General features: G+C 36.3%; 16 protein-coding genes and 3 tRNA genes. 8 read left to right on the top strand and 11 right to left on the bottom strand.

Annotated elements, in window-relative coordinates; all coding sequences use genetic code 11:
- Window positions 1-86: 86 nt before the first annotated feature.
- The 7 genes from ACH2AZ_RS05615 to ACH2AZ_RS05585 all read right to left on the bottom strand — a co-directional run bounded on the left by ACH2AZ_RS05615 (window position 87) and on the right by ACH2AZ_RS05585 (window position 8,390).
- On the bottom strand, window positions 87-965 hold the full coding sequence (locus ACH2AZ_RS05615; protein ID WP_394907022.1) for a cbb3-type cytochrome c oxidase N-terminal domain-containing protein: 879 nt from the start codon (window positions 963-965) through the stop codon (window positions 87-89).
- Window positions 962-1,147: a CcoQ/FixQ family Cbb3-type cytochrome c oxidase assembly chaperone gene (locus tag ACH2AZ_RS05610; RefSeq protein WP_147862045.1), complete on the bottom strand. Its 186-nt coding sequence runs from the start codon at window positions 1,145-1,147 to the stop codon at window positions 962-964. Before ACH2AZ_RS05610 ends, ACH2AZ_RS05615 begins: the two co-directional genes overlap by 4 nt.
- 14 nt (window positions 1,148-1,161) lie before the next feature.
- Window positions 1,162-3,354: a cytochrome-c oxidase, cbb3-type subunit I gene (gene ccoN, locus ACH2AZ_RS05605; protein WP_394907021.1), complete on the bottom strand. Its 2,193-nt coding sequence runs from the start codon at window positions 3,352-3,354 to the stop codon at window positions 1,162-1,164.
- A gap of 10 nt (window positions 3,355-3,364) precedes the next feature.
- Window positions 3,365-3,550, bottom strand: coding sequence for a cbb3-type cytochrome oxidase assembly protein CcoS (gene ccoS, locus ACH2AZ_RS05600; protein WP_379048232.1), 186 nt, complete (start codon window positions 3,548-3,550; stop codon window positions 3,365-3,367).
- A gap of 57 nt (window positions 3,551-3,607) precedes the next feature.
- Window positions 3,608-5,995, bottom strand: coding sequence for a heavy metal translocating P-type ATPase (locus tag ACH2AZ_RS05595; RefSeq protein ID WP_394907020.1), 2,388 nt, complete (start codon window positions 5,993-5,995; stop codon window positions 3,608-3,610).
- Between the two features lie 218 nt (window positions 5,996-6,213).
- Window positions 6,214-7,911 (bottom strand): DUF6029 family protein, encoded by a 1,698-nt coding sequence (locus tag ACH2AZ_RS05590; protein WP_394907019.1) that lies wholly within the window; start codon window positions 7,909-7,911, stop codon window positions 6,214-6,216.
- Window positions 7,911-8,390: a TlpA family protein disulfide reductase gene (locus tag ACH2AZ_RS05585; RefSeq protein ID WP_394907018.1), complete on the bottom strand. Its 480-nt coding sequence runs from the start codon at window positions 8,388-8,390 to the stop codon at window positions 7,911-7,913. The genes ACH2AZ_RS05590 and ACH2AZ_RS05585 overlap by 1 nt, the downstream gene beginning before the upstream one ends.
- A gap of 147 nt (window positions 8,391-8,537) precedes the next feature.
- On the opposite strand from ACH2AZ_RS05585, the gene ACH2AZ_RS05580 reads away from it, so the two are divergent.
- Genes ACH2AZ_RS05580 through ACH2AZ_RS05570 form a run of 3 tightly spaced genes read left to right on the top strand, consistent with a single transcriptional unit; the run spans window position 8,538 to window position 12,112 of the window.
- Window positions 8,538-10,268 (top strand): Omp28-related outer membrane protein, encoded by a 1,731-nt coding sequence (locus ACH2AZ_RS05580; protein WP_394907017.1) that lies wholly within the window; start codon window positions 8,538-8,540, stop codon window positions 10,266-10,268.
- 50 nt (window positions 10,269-10,318) lie between these two features.
- Window positions 10,319-11,050 (top strand): T9SS type A sorting domain-containing protein, encoded by a 732-nt coding sequence (locus ACH2AZ_RS05575; protein WP_394907016.1) that lies wholly within the window; start codon window positions 10,319-10,321, stop codon window positions 11,048-11,050.
- 12 nt (window positions 11,051-11,062) lie between these two features.
- Window positions 11,063-12,112, top strand: a complete 1,050-nt coding sequence (locus ACH2AZ_RS05570) for an Omp28-related outer membrane protein (RefSeq protein ID WP_394907015.1) — start codon at window positions 11,063-11,065, stop codon at window positions 12,110-12,112.
- Window positions 12,113-12,185: 73 nt separating this feature from the next.
- Here ACH2AZ_RS05570 and cmk read toward each other — a convergent pair whose 3' ends face one another.
- The 3 genes from cmk to ACH2AZ_RS05555 all read right to left on the bottom strand — a co-directional run bounded on the left by cmk (window position 12,186) and on the right by ACH2AZ_RS05555 (window position 15,094).
- A complete protein-coding gene (cmk, locus tag ACH2AZ_RS05565) occupies window positions 12,186-12,884 on the bottom strand; it encodes a (d)CMP kinase (protein WP_394907014.1) in 699 nt (232 codons plus the stop codon).
- Between the two features lie 96 nt (window positions 12,885-12,980).
- Window positions 12,981-14,006 (bottom strand): type IX secretion system protein PorQ, encoded by a 1,026-nt coding sequence (gene porQ, locus ACH2AZ_RS05560; protein WP_394907013.1) that lies wholly within the window; start codon window positions 14,004-14,006, stop codon window positions 12,981-12,983.
- 143 nt (window positions 14,007-14,149) lie between these two features.
- Window positions 14,150-15,094 carry an FKBP-type peptidyl-prolyl cis-trans isomerase gene (locus ACH2AZ_RS05555; protein ID WP_394907012.1) on the bottom strand — a complete coding sequence of 315 codons (945 nt, stop codon included), beginning with the start codon at window positions 15,092-15,094 and terminating at the stop codon, window positions 14,150-14,152.
- Between the two features lie 66 nt (window positions 15,095-15,160).
- Here ACH2AZ_RS05555 and ACH2AZ_RS05550 point away from each other — a divergent pair, with 66 nt between their 5' ends.
- Entirely contained in the window at window positions 15,161-15,592 is a 432-nt protein-coding gene (locus tag ACH2AZ_RS05550; RefSeq protein ID WP_394907011.1) for an RNA-binding S4 domain-containing protein, read from the top strand.
- Entirely contained in the window at window positions 15,573-16,067 is a 495-nt protein-coding gene (locus ACH2AZ_RS05545; RefSeq protein ID WP_394907010.1) for a phosphoribosyltransferase family protein, read from the top strand. The genes ACH2AZ_RS05550 and ACH2AZ_RS05545 overlap by 20 nt, the downstream gene beginning before the upstream one ends.
- Here ACH2AZ_RS05545 and ACH2AZ_RS05540 read toward each other — a convergent pair.
- Window positions 16,056-16,574, bottom strand: coding sequence for a shikimate kinase (locus tag ACH2AZ_RS05540; RefSeq protein ID WP_394907009.1), 519 nt, complete (start codon window positions 16,572-16,574; stop codon window positions 16,056-16,058). The genes ACH2AZ_RS05545 and ACH2AZ_RS05540 overlap by 12 nt on opposite strands.
- 124 nt (window positions 16,575-16,698) lie before the next feature.
- Between ACH2AZ_RS05540 and ACH2AZ_RS05535 the strand changes: the two genes are divergently transcribed.
- From ACH2AZ_RS05535 to ACH2AZ_RS05525, 3 genes are all read left to right on the top strand, one after another.
- Window positions 16,699-16,771 (top strand) — tRNA-Lys (locus tag ACH2AZ_RS05535).
- Between the two features lie 153 nt (window positions 16,772-16,924).
- Window positions 16,925-16,997: transfer RNA gene (locus tag ACH2AZ_RS05530), tRNA-Lys, on the top strand.
- 113 nt (window positions 16,998-17,110) lie between these two features.
- A tRNA-Leu gene (locus ACH2AZ_RS05525) sits at window positions 17,111-17,194 on the top strand.
- Window positions 17,195-17,770: the final 576 nt, after the last annotated feature.

The raw sequence follows: 17,770 nt of genomic DNA, 5'->3' as shown, positions 1-17,770 counted from the left end.
TCTTAAAAAAAAGACTTCTAACCAAAATCAGAAGTCTTTTATCGTGCTAAGATTTAGTTATAATTTTGGTTTGCAAAAACAAGATACTACTCATTACCTGCCCATAAATCGCCTTGTGGTTCTTTTGCGCCTTCTGGGTTGGTACCACCTAATGAAATAACATAGCTGGCTACTTGTGCCATTTCAAGAGGCTTCAAAGTTTGTTTCCAAGCTACCATTCCTTTACCATCACGACCTCCTTCTGAAATGGTTTTAAAGACGTTTTTCACCCCACCGCCAAGTATCCAATACTCATCGGTTAAATTAGGCCCGATACTTCCGCCTCCATCGGCTTTATGGCAAGCAATACAGTTTTGCATATATATATTTTCGCCAGCTGTTAGGTCTGAAGCATCTGTCAATAAGGTTACCGTGTTAATATCGATCAAGTCTTTTGCTGTTCTCTTATACTCCTCTATCTCTTTTTCTGCTTGAGCTAATTCCATTTCAAATTCTTCATGTTGCGTGTAATCTACAAAGATGTGAAAACGCACCATATATACTACTGCAAAAATAATAGTAGCATAGAATAAGTAGGTCCACCAAGGCGGCAAGTTATTATCAAGCTCTTTGATACCGTCATAATTATGATCTAAAATGATCTCATCTTCATTCTCGATTGGCTTTTTATCAAGCATTTTATGATAAGTTTCTTTTAACCAAATCATAATTTTTGAATCCTGAGCTTGACTGGCCTCAAAACCAAGTTTTTTATCTTCAGGTAAGGCTTTATATAAAACACTATTTAGCGCCTCAACAGCAATTTCTAAAGCTACCACAACCAATACCGCAACACCAAAAACTAGCCAAGCTATGGGGTACACCATAAAAGTGGATTGATCTCCTGTTTCTACTGTATACTCTATAAGCAGGTAAGCTAAAAGTACAAATAAGGCTAAGCGTATGTATGAACCGATTGTTTTCATAATTCTTGATCGTTTTGGTTATCCAGAGGCAAGTTACTTACCTCTTTTATATAATCTTTTTTTGCGGTAAATACCCAGTAGAATAATGCTGAAAAGAATAAGAAAAAAATTAGCAATGAAATAATTGGGTAAATCTCAATATTTTCGATGGTCTCTAAATGACCTTTTACAAATTTAAACATCGTGCAGTGGTTTTTTAGTTTGTACTAGTAACTTCTTCTTTTACATTAATATCTGTACCTAAACGTTGCAAATAAGCGATAACAGCTACTACTTCTCGATTTCGCATTTCAACAAACTCCAATCCGTTTTCTTGAGCATAAGCTTTATCGGCTTTATAGGTCTCGGCAAAATCGGGATCGGTGTGTAGGTTCTCCTCGATAGCAGCACCTTGTTCCTCCATCCATTTTTGCGCATTGGCAATCTCTTCATCGGTATATGGAACACCCAGTTTTACTAAGGTACGCATCTTCGCTTCTGTATTCGATTTATCTAAGGCATTGGTGATTAACCAAGGGTATCGTGGCATAATACTACCGGCCGAGGTAGTCTGCGGATCATAAAAGTGATTGAAGTGCCAGTTATCAGAATATTTTTTACCGATTCTGTGTAAATCTGGACCAGTACGTTTACTACCCCATAAAAACGGACGATCATATACAAACTCTCCCGCTTTTGAATACTCCCCATAGCGTTCTACCTCACTTCTAAAGGGTCTAATCATCTGTGAGTGACAAGAAACACAACCTTCACGGATGTAAATATCGCGCCCCTCTAGCTCTAGTGGAGTATAAGGTTTAACGGTAGAAATAGTCGGGATGTTGGACTCTACCAATAGGGTAGGTATAATTTGTACAGCTCCTCCAATCAAGATGGCAATAGTGGCATAGATAGTTAATTTTACGGGTCTTCGCTCTAACCAAGTGTGGTACCCCTCACCTGCAGTTCTTTTCTTTGTAACTTTAGGTAAAGCTGCAGCTTCGGCTAATTCATCGGTAACAGCAGAACCTTTTCTTACAGTCATAACCACATTATACAATAAGATAAATGCACCTACAATATACATAGAACCACCAATGGCACGCATCCAATACATAGGCATAATCTCTGTTACGGTCTCTAAAAAGTTACCATATACCAAAGTACCATCTGGGTTAAATTGCTTCCACATAGAAGCTTGTGTAAATCCAGCTACGTATAGTGGTAGTGCATACAGAATAATACCTAAAGTTCCTACCCAGAAATGCACATTGGCTAAGGCAATAGAGTATAATTTAGTTTTAAACAAGCGAGGAATTAACCAATAAATCATACCAAAGGCTAAAAATCCGTTCCAAGCTAGTGCCCCCACGTGAACGTGAGCAATGATCCAATCGGTAAAGTGACCAATAGCATTAATGTTTTTTAAAGATAGCATAGGTCCTTCAAAAGTGGCCATACCATAACCGGTAATGGCAACTACCATAAATTTAAGAATAGGATCTGTTCTTACTTTATCCCAAGCACCTCGTAAGGTCAATAAACCATTAATCATACCTCCCCAAGACGGAGCGATAAGCATTACCGAAAAAGCCACCCCTAAATTTTGAGCCCAATCTGGTAAAGAAGAGTACAATAAGTGGTGCGGTCCTGCCCAAATATATATGAAAATTAACGACCAGAAGTGAATAATAGATAGTCGGTAAGAATAAACGGGCCTATTGGCTGCTTTAGGCACAAAATAGTACATTAAACCCAAGAATGGTGTGGTTAAGAAAAACGCAACCGCATTATGCCCATACCACCACTGCACCAAAGCATCTTGAACCCCGGCATAAGCAGAGTAACTTTTTAAGAAAGTTGCAGGCAATGCTAAACTATTGAAAATATGTAAAACTGCCACCGTTACGAACGTAGCCAGGTAAAACCAGATCGCAACATACATATGACGCTGTCTACGTTTTAATATAGTAGCTATTAAGTTCCAACCAAAAACAACCCAAACTACCGCAATAGCTATATCTATTGGCCACTCTAACTCAGCATATTCTTTTGAGCTGGTAAAACCTAAGGGTAAGGTAATTGCTGCAGCTACAATGATGAGCTGCCAACCCCAGAAATTAATATTACTCAAAGCATCGCTAAACATACGTGCTTTAAGAAGGCGTTGAGTAGAATAATACACTCCTGCAAAAATCGCATTCCCTACAAAGGCAAAAATCACCGCATTAGTATGCAGTGGTCGTAGCCTACCAAAACTCAACCATGAAATGCCGTCGGTTAGGTTAGGAAAAATAAACATAAAGGCTAATAGCAAGCCCACAGACATTCCTACGATACCCCAAAATATGGTTGCATACAGGAATTTTTTTACAATCTTATTGTCATAATAAAATTTTTCGATTTCCATAATATAATAATTAGTCTTTGGTTTTTATTGATTGTTTTTGATTTTCTTCTTTAACCAATTCATCTTCAAAAAGCATTCTCACGGCGGGGGTATGTACATCATCATACTGCCCACGTTTTACAGAATAAATAAATACTCCAAAAAAAATAAGAGCAACTAAAATACTCAATGCTAATAAAAGATAAATTACACTCATGTTTAAATTCTAGTTTTCAAAATTACTTGTGAAAGCTTTCTTAAAAAATGACAATTATCAATTTTTAAATAATTTCAACTTTCTACTGGTATAATTGGTTAGCAAGGTAACAAAAATCAATACACTAATAGAGCTTAAGGGCATTAAAATAGCCGCAATCACAGGTTTTAGCTGTCCGGTTACCGCAAAATAAAGTCCGATTACATTATACAGGAAAGACAAAACAAAACTATATTTAATCGTGTTTACTGTCCTTCTAGCTGCTAACAAAAAACTTGGCAGTTTATGCATTTGTTCGGCATCTAAAATAGCATCACAAGCTGGCGAAAACACATTTACATTTTCAGAGATAGCTACCCCTACCTCACTTTGAGCCAAAGCTCCAGCATCGTTTAGACCGTCACCAATCATCATTACTTTTTCACCTTTCTCTTGCAGTCCTTTTACAAAATTGAGCTTGTCATCAGGCTTTTGATCAAACAATAGTTGGGTATTTTTTGGTAACATTTTGGCTAATTGCTCTTTTTCACCTGCATTATCACCCGATAAGACTACCAACTTATGGGAACGGGAAAGCGCATTAAATATAGTTTGCACACCCAATCTATATTGATTATTAAAAGTGTACTTCCCTTTATATTCTTGATTGGCCTTTACGTGAACCGTAGTTTGTAATTGACTATCAACCTGCGGGCTACCTACAAACGACGCCGAGCCAACTTGAATGCTATTCTCTGCCTGTCGGGCTAACATTCCCTTACCAGTTACTTCTTCAAAACTATCTAAGGTGCTAATAGATTGGCTGGCTAGAAAGGTATACAATGACCTACTCAAGGGGTGGTTCGAAGCCCGTAACGTATTTTTTAACAAAGAGGCTTCTTCCTCTGTTAATTCCAAACCCTCATAAGTGATAGCCACTTTCTTATTAGTGGTCAAGGTACCGGTTTTGTCAAATATAATCGTATCGAGATCATTCAATTTTTCGATTACGTGTGCGTTTTTTAAATAAAATTTAGCTCTACCAAAAATACGAAGCATATTTCCTAAAGAGAAAGGAGTTGACAGTGCCAACGCGCACGGACAGGCAATAATAAGCACTGCGGTAAAAACATTAAGCGCCATACTGGAGTCATAATACATCCAAAATGCAGTTGCTACCAGCGAAATAATTAACAGCACACTTGTGAAATACTTACTTATTTTATTGGTCAGATTTACAAAAGAGGCATCTTTATTCTGACTAAACACATCGTTACTCCATAATTGGGTCAAATAACTTTGCTCTACAGATTTTAAGGCCTCCACTTCAATTGCGCCATCAAGTTGCTTACCACCAGCAAACAACTTATCGCCAGACACTTTACGCACTGGGTCTCTTTCTCCTGTAACAAAACTATAATCTATTTGTGCCTCGCCATTAATTAAAATAGCATCTACCGGTAAAAGTTCGCTGTTGCGGATTAAAAGCCGGTCTCCTACTTCAATATCATATACTTGAATGTTCTCTTCTGTCTTATTTTGTTTATCTATTCGGGTAACCGCAATAGGAAAATAAGATTTATAATCTCTTTCAAAAGAGAGGAAGCTATAGGTTTTTTGTTGAAAAAATTTACCCACAAGCAAAAAGAAAACAAGACCAGTTAGCGAATCAAAAAAGCCTGTACCCCAATCGAATAATATTTCTATGGTACTCCGTAAAAACAAAACCAAAATACCTAATGCTATGGGTACATCTATATTTAAAATTTTAGCCTTTAATCCTTTATAGGCTGATATAAAATAATCTGTCCCCGAATAAAAAACCACGGGTAGCGAGAAGCTAAACATCAACCACCTAAACAAGTGCTTGTACTCTTCAAGCCAATATTCCTCTACCTCAAAATATTCTGGAAAAGACAAGAACATAACATTACCAAAAGCAAATCCGGCAATAGCCAACTTATAAATAAGGCTGCGGTCTACTTCTTTTTTTCCTTTATCAAAATCATCTAAACTGATGTAGGGTTCATACCCAATACGGCTAAGCAATTGCACCACCTCTTTTAAGCTTAAAGCGGATGATTTATAGGTTATTCTAACTGTTTTTTTAGGGAAATTTACCTGAGCTGTTCGAATATGTGCTTGCAGTTTATGTAGGTTTTCTAAAATCCATATGCAAGAACTGCAATGCATATGCGGAACGTACAAATTTACCACTTGAATATCGCCATCGTCAAATTCAACAAGTTTCTCAACTATTTTCTGATTATCTAGATAATCAAATTTACCAGCTACCTCTTCTGGAATGGCACCTGGGGCATCTTGCAAATCATAATAACAGCCTAAATCATTGCTAGAGAATAACTCATAAACGGCTTTACAACCCCTACAACAAAAAGCTTTTTCGTCAAATACAATTGCATCTTGATCACAAGAGTTGCCACAATGAAAACAATTATCCTGCATAACAGCTTATTTTACCTTGCAAAGGTCTTTTTAATGTACCTATATAACAATGACCAAAATCATCGTTTAATACTGCCCTAAGTTAAAAAACCATTTTGTAGATAACCAACACCAAGCTTAAATTATAATGGTTCTAAATAAAAAACCATTTCGAGTCACAACTGACCTGAAATGGTTTAAGAATAATTCTTATCTGGTAACAGACAGGATAAATTGATTTAAAACGAAGTAGATAAGTTGAGTGTAAACCCTGTATTTTCGGGTACAAAGCGGCAAACGCCACCAACACACACCAAACCTCCTCGTTGGCGTCCGTAATTTAAAGCTATTCGTGTGGCGCCAAAACGATAAGCCCCTCCGAAATTATAGTAATGATTCTTTTCTGCTTCTTTTTTTGTACCATAGTTGTAAATATCCCAAAAGTAAACCGATAGGTTTCTATTGAAGTTAAACTCTACGGTTGCTCCTGCCCAATTGCGTCTATCGGCGTCGGCCCACATATGCTCTAGCTCGACTCTTAAAGATTTTTTATTGGGTAGGCTAATCACATTCTCTACTGCTAGAATATCAGCATTTACTTGATCTCCACCTTCAACCAATCGCTTATCATAATACTGATGCACGTAATAGAAACCGCTACGCCAATTTTTACTGAAACGCTTACGGATTTCTAAGTTATAATCAGAAAAATACTTTTGCCCTCGTCCAAAAAACTGCGTGTCATAATCTTGAGGAAAATATCGGTATTCTCCCGCCAAATTGTACCAGCTAGCAAAGTTTGCTGCTATTTCGGTTCCGTATTTACCTCCTAAACTTGTACCCTTTTTAAAGGTATAATATACATCGAGTTGCCCGCCTGTTTCTCCAGACTTTAGAATATCAACATCTAGATTTCCTACGCGATACTGTGCTTGAAAAACATAGATATTAGCTAGGTTAGAGTGATGTTGTTTGGTAAGACCTGGCACATAATTCATTATTTTATCGTTGTAGTTGATGCTGGTATTGTTCGCATCAATCACTTCGGGCTTACGTTCTGAGAAAAACCCCATGTTTTCAAGCCTTCTTAAAGTCAAATCTATGCCTAAACCACTTTTGGTGTAACCAAGGTTTATTTGATAAGCAGAACCGTCCTTAACCAAATCATTTGAAATATCATTGTTAGCATTAATAACAGCATCTTCCGTTTTATAATTAGCTTCTCCATTTACATAAAAAGAACCCAAGTAATAATTAAATCGAAAAGCCATCGCGCTGGTCAATTCAGAAAAATATGGATTCTCGATATTGGTTTCTTCATATCGTCCTACATAAGAAGCCCCCACCGATAAATCTGATTTTTCTAATTGCAACCAATCGGTTAGATAAAACTCGCTATCAAATCCGTAAATATCTCCATCGGTAACATCAAAACCACTACGCTGTTTTCCATAAAGCCCCGTTAAACGGATGTTATGATTTGGTCTGTAAATTATACGTGCCCCACGAAGTGCATTGTTGATTCCTAAAGCGCGATCTTCCCAAGTACGCAATAGCAATCCGCTACCAAACTGTTCATAAAAGTGTCCTAAAGTAATGTCTATTTTATCACTTTTGTAATTGACATAAAATGTTGCCAGATTAGTCCCTTCAAACTTAGGGTTATAATTAAGCAGCGAGTTAGCTTCGTAGGCTTCTACTTGCACTCCCGCGGTAAACTTCCCATAATTATAATTGGCGTTTAAGTAATTGTTAGATCTAAAACGATCATCGAACTCAAAATCGCCCAATTTTGGGTCATCTACATAATATTGCATATTAGATTCTAGCCCACCATAAAATCTACCTTTTATTTTATTTTCATCATCTGTTTCTTGAGCCTGAGAAATCAAACCTGCCGCCAGAAAAACTACTAGCGTTGATATTCTTTTTATCATTACAAAGCTTTTATTTCTTCGAACAATTCTTCTTCGGCACCTTCGGCGTAGCCATTAGATACGTGCATTACCTTTTGATTTTTAACCACAATGGTATGCGGTACATTGTTGATTTGTAATTTGCGTTTAAGTTCTTGGTTGGTATCTAATAAAATTTCATACTCCCAAGCTTTACCATTTACCATTGGTTTTACTCGTTTTACGGTACGAGCATCGTCTATTGAAATAGCGATTAGTTCTACATCTACCTCTTCTTGCCAGTCTGTGTAAACCGCTTTAATCGCCTCTAATTCATTAATACAAGGCGCACACCAAGTGGCCCAAAACGAAAAAATATACACTTTATCGTCTTCAGCATAATCTTTATATACATTTTTTAATTGATTGTCCATATTTTTCAATTGAACATTAGGCATTTGAGATTGAGCCTGTGAAAAATGAGCCATCATAATGGCTACAAAAATTAGTAGAATTCGCATAGTTTTATTAATTGTTTGTTAAAGCTGAGCAAATATATAATTTATAGCCTAGATAGGAAGAAACTTCATATTTTAAATTAAAAAAAAAGCAACTTTTGATATTAATTGTATATTTGTGATAATCTTAACTTTTAAAACTAAACTTAGATGAAAAGAATTTTACTTAGCTTGGCTTTGCTTTCGGGTAGTATGGCTGGTTTTGCACAGACCATTGTGTCTACCACACCCGAAAACAAGAATGTGATTTTAGAAGAATTTACAGGTATCTACTGTGGTTATTGTCCGCAAGGGCACGCAATTGCTCAAAGTTTAAAAACCAATAACCCAGGTGACGTTTTTCTGGTAAATGTGCACACGGGTGGTTATGCTAATCCTGGACCTGGCGATCCTGATTTTAGAACAAATTTTGGAGCCGCTTTAGCCACACAATCGGGCTTAACGGGGTATCCTGCCGGACAGGTAAATCGTCACGAATTTCCTAGTTATGCGATGGCATCGGGAGCAACCGCAATGGGAAGGAATTTCTGGACCGCTGCAGCCAACACTATTTTGCAACAGCCTTCTTATGTAAATGTAGCAGCAACAGCAAACATTGATCTGCAAACAAGAGAACTTACCGTTTATGTAGAGGCTTACTATACTGGTAGTAGCCCCGTATCAACTAATAAGCTTAACATTGCTTTAAACCAAAACAATACCGCTGGACCTCAATCTGGTGGAAATATGGGAAGTAATTACAATCATATGCACCGCCTTATTCACTTTCTAACAGGACAATGGGGTGATGTAATAAGCACTACCACGCAAGGAAGTTTGTTTACCCAAACCTATACCTATACCATCCCTGCCGACCACAATAGTATTCCTATTGAGTTAAGTGAATTAGAAGTAATTGCTTATGTTGCAGAAGGTAATGAAGAAATCATTAGCGGAAACGAGGCAGTGATGACTTTAACTTCTAGCTTTAATAACGAAATTGAATTAGCTGAAATTAAAGAAATAGAAAATACTTGTAAAACAGAAGTTACTCCACAAGTTACCATTCAAAATAATGGAATGAACACGCTAACCAGTTTGGCGATTGAGTATAGCATTAACGGTGGTGCTATAAATACGCACAATTGGACTGGTAATCTAGCTATTGGAGAAACTGAAGTTGTTGATTTACCAGTAATCAATTTTACGCCACAAGCTTCTAATACTATTGACATAAACATACCTAATGACGATGATAATACCAACAACTCTGGACAAATAAACTTTGATGAAGCGCAAGAGGGTTCAAGAAATATTACTGTTGATATTAGAACGGATAATTATCCTACCGAAGCTAGTTGGGAAATACTAGACAGCACCGGTGCCGTAGTGGCCTCAGGAGGTAATTATACTGGATCTCAAAATGGAGGTGGACCAAATGCAATGACTACTATTAGTACGACTCACGTTTTACCAGCTTCAGAGTGCTATACGATTAAACTAAAAGATTCTTATGGTGATGGTTGGTCTTATACCAATTCTATTCAACCTGGTATAGCCATCAAGTCTCAAGGAAACATTATTTACAACAAGGATGTAGGGAATTTTGGATCTGAATTAGTGCTTGAAGGAGCCTTTAGAACAAACACCACCTTAGGTGCAGCCGATCATGATACTTCTGTAATTTCGGTTTATCCTAATCCTGCTCAAGATGCTATTTTTGTAAATAACCTAGACAATTTTAACATCGAAATATTTGATATTACTGGTAAGCTGGTACATAGCGCTAAAGAAGTGACAAAAGAGCAAGCGATTGGTATCGGGCATTTAGAAAACGGTGTTTATTTTGTAAACCTAGCAAGTAAAACCGTAACTTACACCACCAAATTAATAAAGAAATAATAGATTTAACGGCACCTAGCGTTTTTCTAGGTGCCTAAAAAAAACAAACTATGAAAAAAATTACCCTACTTTTTACCTTATTTTTGGCCAGCTTAACCGCTATGGCGCAAATTACAATCACCGACCCTGCACAAGGAATCACCATTGTAGACGGAGATAATTTTTCATTTTCTACCTTGGGTCAAAAAAATGCGGAGATACAATTAAAAATAACCAATAACGGCAGCAATACGGTAAACATAATGGCCGAGGTTACTCAAGTGACAAACTCAGATGGAACCAATCTTCAATTTTGTCTTGGTGACACCTGTTTTAACACAATTACAGCAGGAGCTACCTATCCGCAAAACGGAGCATTAACACTAGCACCAGGGGCATCTAACAATGATTTTGACCATTTCTTTAATTCTAATCCAGGAACTGATCCTAACCAACCTGTAGTTTATGGTTTTAGATTTTTTGAGGTAGATGCTAACGATAACGAAATCGGAGACATCCTTTCCTTTACCTATACTTATGATTCTTCTTTAAATACAAAAAATTACAACTTAAAAGATATGGGAGTTAACCTAATGGCCTCTACTTTTAAGCAAGAAATTAACTTTCATGCCCAAGAAATAGGAAAAGTTAGCCTATATGATTTAACGGGAAAAAGAATAGTATTTCAAAACTATCAAGCCGGACAAAACACTTTATTTTTAGGTGATTTAAAAAGCGGAGTTTACCTTTTAGGTTTTGAAACCAAAAATCAAAAAGCTACCTTAAAGGTGGTAAAAAAATAATTGATTATTAAAATGAATCATTTTAAAATACTCATCCTTGGTTTTTTAATTAGCCTTAGTTTTACAGGGTGTAAGGAAGAATATACCATTTTACCTTCTGAGGACCCTATTTTGCTAAGCACCAATAATGTCTCGAGTTTAATAGACAATAGCATTGTTTTTACGGCCACTAAAGGAGGAGAAGAAATCACAGCGCTCACTACTATTTATGTTAATGGTGAAGCCATTCAAGGCGACACATTTACATCAAATGAAACCGGTGAATATAGAGCCTATGCCACTTATGACAACTTAAAGTCCAATGAAGTTGTTTTTAATTACCACGATGGTAGCGAAATCAACTTTAAAAAGCGTGTACTTATCGAAGACTACACAGGTACTTGGTGCGGATATTGCACACGTGTAGCCAAGGCAATTGAACAAGTTTTCACGAGTACAGACAATGCCGTAGCAGTGGCCATTCACAGAGATAGCTCAAATCCGAATAGCGCTACTTATGATCCTTTTAATTATGATGCCAGTGTTTTAGAAAACTTATTAAATACACCAGGATACCCTAAAGGATTTTTAAATCGTACCATTTTGTGGAAAAACCCAGAAACCGAATATGTAAATCAAGTTCTTGATTTAACTCAAGGAGAAAACCCCAAATTAGGATTAGCCATCACCAATAGTTTAGCAAATAATCAGCTAAATATTGCAGTGAATGTAAAAAAAGCCAAAAATTTTGGAGATTTAAAACTCGTTGTTTATGTTTTGGAAAATGGTTTGATTTATGAACAGAAAAATTACACCACTTATTATAACGGCGTAAATCCTGTTCCAGATTTTGAACACAACCATATTTTGAGAAGCTGTTTAACCGATTTATTAGGAGACAGCATTCCTAAGGAAGAATTCATCAATGATGTGTATACCGTTAATTACGAAATAGCTGTACCAAGCAACGTGGAAAATTCTCAAAATATTGAAGTGGTAGCATTTGTAATTGATGAAAATGGAAAAGCCATTAATGTACGTAAAGCAAATTTAGGAGAAGATCAAGACTTTGAACAGATCTAGCCACACAACTTATAAAATGTTTCAAAAAAAAATCCGCTTTTTGTTCGAAGCGGATTTTTTTATTTTTTAGAATTTAGCTGTTTACTTGCCTAATTTTGTCAAGCGCCATTTGCTTTACAACGGCAAACTGCTCTTTTTCATCCATATTACTATTATCGATCAAAACTGCATCTTCTGCTTGTTTAAGCGGACTGTCTTCCCTATTACTATCGACATAATCACGTTCTTGAATATTTTTTAATACTTCGGCAAACTGAGCTTTTTCACCTTTAGCTTTCAACTCATCATAGCGCCTTTTAGCACGGGTATCCGCGGAAGCGGTCATAAAAATCTTAAGTTCAGCTTCGGGAAAAACCACCGTACCAATATCACGACCATCCATTACAATTCCTTTGTTTTTTCCCAATTCGAGTTGTTGCTTTACTTGCATTTTTCTAACCTCGGGAACAGCCGCAACCGCACTCACAAAATTGGAAACCCTTAAAGTTCTTATAGCTTCTTCTATATTCTTACCGTTAAGGTAAATTTCGCCATAGCCTTTATCCTCATTGAAGACAAAACTTAACTGAATGTCATTCAATTGCGCTATTAAACCCTTACTATCAAAATGTTCTTCACTTATAAATCCATTATTCATAGCGTAATAGGTTACCGCCCTATACATTGCACCTGTATCTACATAAATATATTCTAATTCTTTTGCGAGTTGTTTTGCAATAGTGCTTTTTCCTGTGCTTGAATGCCCGTCAATGGCAATGATAATCTTCTTCAAATCAATATTATTTTTCAAAGCAAAATTAGCTCTTTTAATTGAATTAAATTCGGCTTGACCCATTTAGATACCTAGTTTCAAATACCTAAGTATAGGTTAATACCTATTTTGCAAATCGATAATTAAGCCAAAGAAACTCGCATTTGCAGCGCTGCTAAACTGTGCGTAAGTATAACTGAGTCTGATTTTATTAAATTTAATGGATAAGCCTGCGCTGATTCCGGCGAAAGCTCTTTGGTCTAAAATTCGTAATTCTTCTCCCCTACGAAAACTATAACCTAGTCTTAGGTTAAAGCCGCTTTCAGGAAAAAATTCGGCACCTACAATGGTATGCCGTAATACATTATTAAAAAAACTAGGATCATCCTTGGTAACATTACCATTGAGATCGGTTTCATTTCGGTTAGAATTGCTAAAGGCTATATTCCATTCTTGAAGGTTCTCAAAAGTTATGTGCCAACGAACGGGAATGTTTGATGCGGTTTGCGAAATACCTACTATAAATTCAGTAGGTAAAGACTCTTGAAGTTCATGGTAGGTTGTAAATTGCGTGCCTAAATTTCGTAATGCTCCGGCAATCACCAGTTTTAAATCTTCATCATAATAGGTGATTCCCAGATCTATAGCTCCGCCCATCGAGGTGTATTGCTCTAGTTTAGAAGTAATTAATTTAAGATGGGCTCCTATGAAAAAATTTGTTCTCGGCAGGTTGTAGGCATAGCCAAAAGACAAGGCAGCTTCCCCACCGCTAAAACTACCAGTTGCATTCCCAAACTCATCGTAACCATCGAAACTTCCATAATTTATATATTGTATTCCTGTATGAAAAACTTGGGTTCTTCTATCGAATAAATAAGCATAAGAAGCTGAGCCATAATTTACATCGGCCAGGTAATTGATATAGTTTAGAGAAATTTGGTTATCCATTTCGGCATTAATCGCAGCGGGATTGTATAAAGCATCTGTAGGATCATAAGAATATCCTGTAATATTTTTACCTCCTAAAGCAGCTTGCTTGGGTGATGCCGATAGGTTTAAAAACTGATATGTTGCTTGTCCTCCTATTTGAGCCGAAAGACGCCAACCCAGTATTAAAAACAAAATAACCCCATATTTTTGCATAGGCGCAAATGTAAGTAATTATAGTATTTAACGTAGGTTTTCTCTAAATATTTTGCTTAACTGGTTTTGACGAGCACTAAAAAAAACACCCTCACTTAAAGACATAAATGTGGGTGTTTTAATTCAATGGCATTCCATTAAGCCTAAAAAACTTTAGGGTCTAAATAATCTGGTGTGCCGTCGTTATCGGTATCGATAAAATCAATTTCATCGGCAGTAATAATTCCGTCTTCATTAAGATCGTTTACTTCTATTTCATCGGCAGTAGGCACTCCGTCATTGTCATCATCAGGGTCATTGAAGTCAGGTATTCTATCGCCATCACTATCATCATCAAAAAACATATTGTTATTTTTATCTTCTAAATAAGAAGGAATTCCGTCATTATCATGATCCATTTGTTTTCCCGCATAAAGTTGGAAGGTAAACATAATAGGCTCATAGGCACGAATACTAGCACTAGGCGGTGTAGCATAATACCCTAGACCAGATGGAATAAAAACAGCTCCAATCCCATAATCATCGGTATAGGTAATGGTACCATCGTTATTTTCGGTAAAGTCAGAAGCTCCTCTAAACTCAATCAATCCCAACATAAAACCACGAATCACACTTCCATTTAAAGAGGTAGGCAAAGTAAATTCGACGGGATTTACACTACCATCAAAATTATCACCATTTAATCGATATCCAGCATAGCCTGCAATAGCGTTATCGGCAAAAGTAGGTTGATACGCCGTTTCGGCTCCTTTTCGCACTTGCAAATAATACAAGGTATAATTTACATCATTGGTTGTAATGGTTTTTGATTTTAACTCTGGTGAGTCGAATATAGAAACCTTATCGGCATTAGCTCCCGCTATGGTGTCAAAAACAATTTGTTTAAGGCTTGGATTATTTATGTCGGTACGCACTTTAAAATAATGCGTTTTTAGGTATTCTTCAATTTCCACACGATTTTCCTCGTAAACCTCTGCATAATCTCTCAATTTCACCTTACTGCCGCCGTCATCATCGGGGCTACACGCTGCAATTACTAAAAGGCAAGCAACACCCAGACCGTAGATCCAATTTTTTACTTTCATCATTTCTTAATTTTAAGCCTGCAAGATACAATTTTCTTTTATTTTTGTTTTTAAATACAAAATAGATTTATGCGAGTAGATAAGTATTTGTGGTGTGTTCGGTATTTTAAAACAAGAAGTATTGCTACGCAAGCCTGTAAAAAAGGCCACGTAAAAATAAACGGCGATGCATTAAAACCATCTCGTGAAGTTTACCCTGGAGATGAAATTGAAGTGCGCAAAAATCAAATTAATTATAAACTACGTGTGCTCGATTTACCCCCCTCACGTGTTGGAGCTAAGTTGGTTTCGATCTACGCCACCGATATCACACCAAAAGAGAATTTAGAAAAGTTAGATTTACTAAAATATAGCAAGGATTATTATCGCAAAAAAGGGACGGGAAGACCCACAAAAAAAGACCGTCGTGATATTGATGATTGGTTTGACCAACCCCAAGATCCAAATAAATTAACCGACAACGACCCTAATTTTAAAGAAGATGAAAACAGCCATTCTTAACCAACAAGAAATTGAATACAAAATAAGACGTATTGCATTTCAAATTTACGAGAGCAATTTAAATGAATCACAAATAATTCTGGCTGGTATAAAAAACAAAGGTTTTACTTTCGCCGAAAAAATTAAAGCTTGTTTGGAAGAAATAAGTGATATAAATATTCAGCTAGTGAGTCTCAAACTGGATAAAAAAAATCCGTTAAACGGAATTGAAGCCAGTATTTCCTCCTCAGAATATAAAAATGAGTCGGTTATAATTGTCGATGATGTATTAAATAGTGGTTCTACCTTGATTTACGCCGTTAATTTTTTTCTCGACCAACCGGTAAAAAAAATACAAACTGCCGTATTAGTAGATCGAAGTCACAAAAAATATCCTATTAAAGCAGATTTCGTTGGTTTATCACTGTCTACATCTTTAAGCGAAACGGTAAAAGTTAATTTTGATAGCCCTTACACGGCGTATTTATTGGAGTAATTGCATTAGTGCATTTATTGTATCGTCAAGGTCATTAGATGGTTTTAAACTAAAGTCAGCTTGTTGGTAATAATATTGGCGCTCAAACATATGCTTGCGAATAAAGTCTTCTAGGTCTTCTTCCTTATCTAAATGAGCAATCATTGGGCGTTTGGTTTTTTCTTCCCATAAAACATTCAACAGATAATTTAAATCTCGCTTAATATAGATACTCTTTAGGTTGGTTGTGTTTGCAATCAACTTTAAATTATTGCCGTAACAGGGTGTTCCTCCTCCCAAGGCTAAAACAAAATTATCTTGAGTTTTTAATAGTTCTTCAAGCATTTGATGTTCAAGTTTACGAAAAAAGATTTCTCCTCGGCTAGAAAAAATGCCGCTTATACTTTTTCCTACTTTTTTTTCGATCTCTAAATCTAAATCAAGGTATTTAAATCCTAACTCCTTAGCTAACAGCCGAGAATAATATGATTTTCCGCTGCCCATATACCCCATCAAAACTATTTTCATAAACACAAATTTTATTGAATTCTCTTTTTTTTTGAAATATATGAAAATTCTCTCATTTTTTTCTTGATAATTTGAATATTGATTATATATTTGCACCCGCGTTCAGGCAATAAAATATTGAAAAGATCTGGTAGCTCAGTTGGTAGAGCATCTCCCTTTTAAGGAGAGGGTCCTGGGTTCGAGCCCCAGCCAGATCACTTTTAAAGTTCTGATTTTTGTTGAGCTAAAGATTTACTCCAAGAATGGTCGTTTGACAATTTCAAAATAAATTATCAGCTAAATCGATCAAAGTAACCTGTAATAGGAATTGTTCTTTTTAAAGTTGTTATAATCAAATGTAACAATATTAAGATCTGGTAGCTCAGTTGGTAGAGCATCTCCCTTTTAAGGAGAGGGTCCTGGGTTCGAGCCCCAGCCAGATCACAAAACCCTGCTTTTTTAGCAGGGTTTGTTGTTTAAACGACAATTTACTGAAGTAAAATTATACAAAAGTATTTATCTTTATGCGTTTAAGCACTCTATTGCACCTTATAAATGCCCAGGTGCTGGAACTGGTAGACAGGCATGGTTGAGGGCCATGTGTTCATTAGAGCGTGTGGGTTCGACTCCCATCCTGGGCACAATAAAGATCTCTAATACCCTACAATATCTACATTATAATCCCATACTGATTAGATTTAGGGAAAGAATAGCCTTTTTTATTATGCAATAAAATATTTACCAATTCAAGAGATAGTAATACCTATCAGAGAGCCAAACTCGGGTTATTCCCTTTTTAGATCTGAATTGGATGCAAAATATTTTCACTCGTTTATTTCAAGATTTTCGTGCTATTAATTGATTTACCACGGATTATTAAAGCATAAAAAAACCGAGCGAATACTCGGTTCTTTTGTTTGCATTTTATATTCTTATGCTGCCGTATCTGGTGCCCAACTAGAGCACAACATTCCCTCTGCTGCTTTCTGCGGATGCGCACACGTTGGTCCCTCATAACGTAAACAAGTTAAACAATTTCGCTCGTTTTGAATTTCTGACTTCATATCAAACTGATCGCAAGTATAGTTGGCGCTCACTTTTACTTCATGAACTTTACACTGCATCGCATCATTTGCATTTTTACAATTAACGCAATTATTTCCCATTCTTATAGCTATAACATTAATTTTTTAAGATTATAACCAAATATAAGATGT

Origin of the sequence: uncultured Mesonia sp. (assembly GCA_947499595.1) — a bacterium.
GTDB lineage: Bacteria > Bacteroidota > Bacteroidia > Flavobacteriales > Flavobacteriaceae > Mesonia > Mesonia sediminis.
Note: the sequence above shows the minus strand (reverse complement) of the source record. Positions and strands in the feature narration are given on the sequence as shown.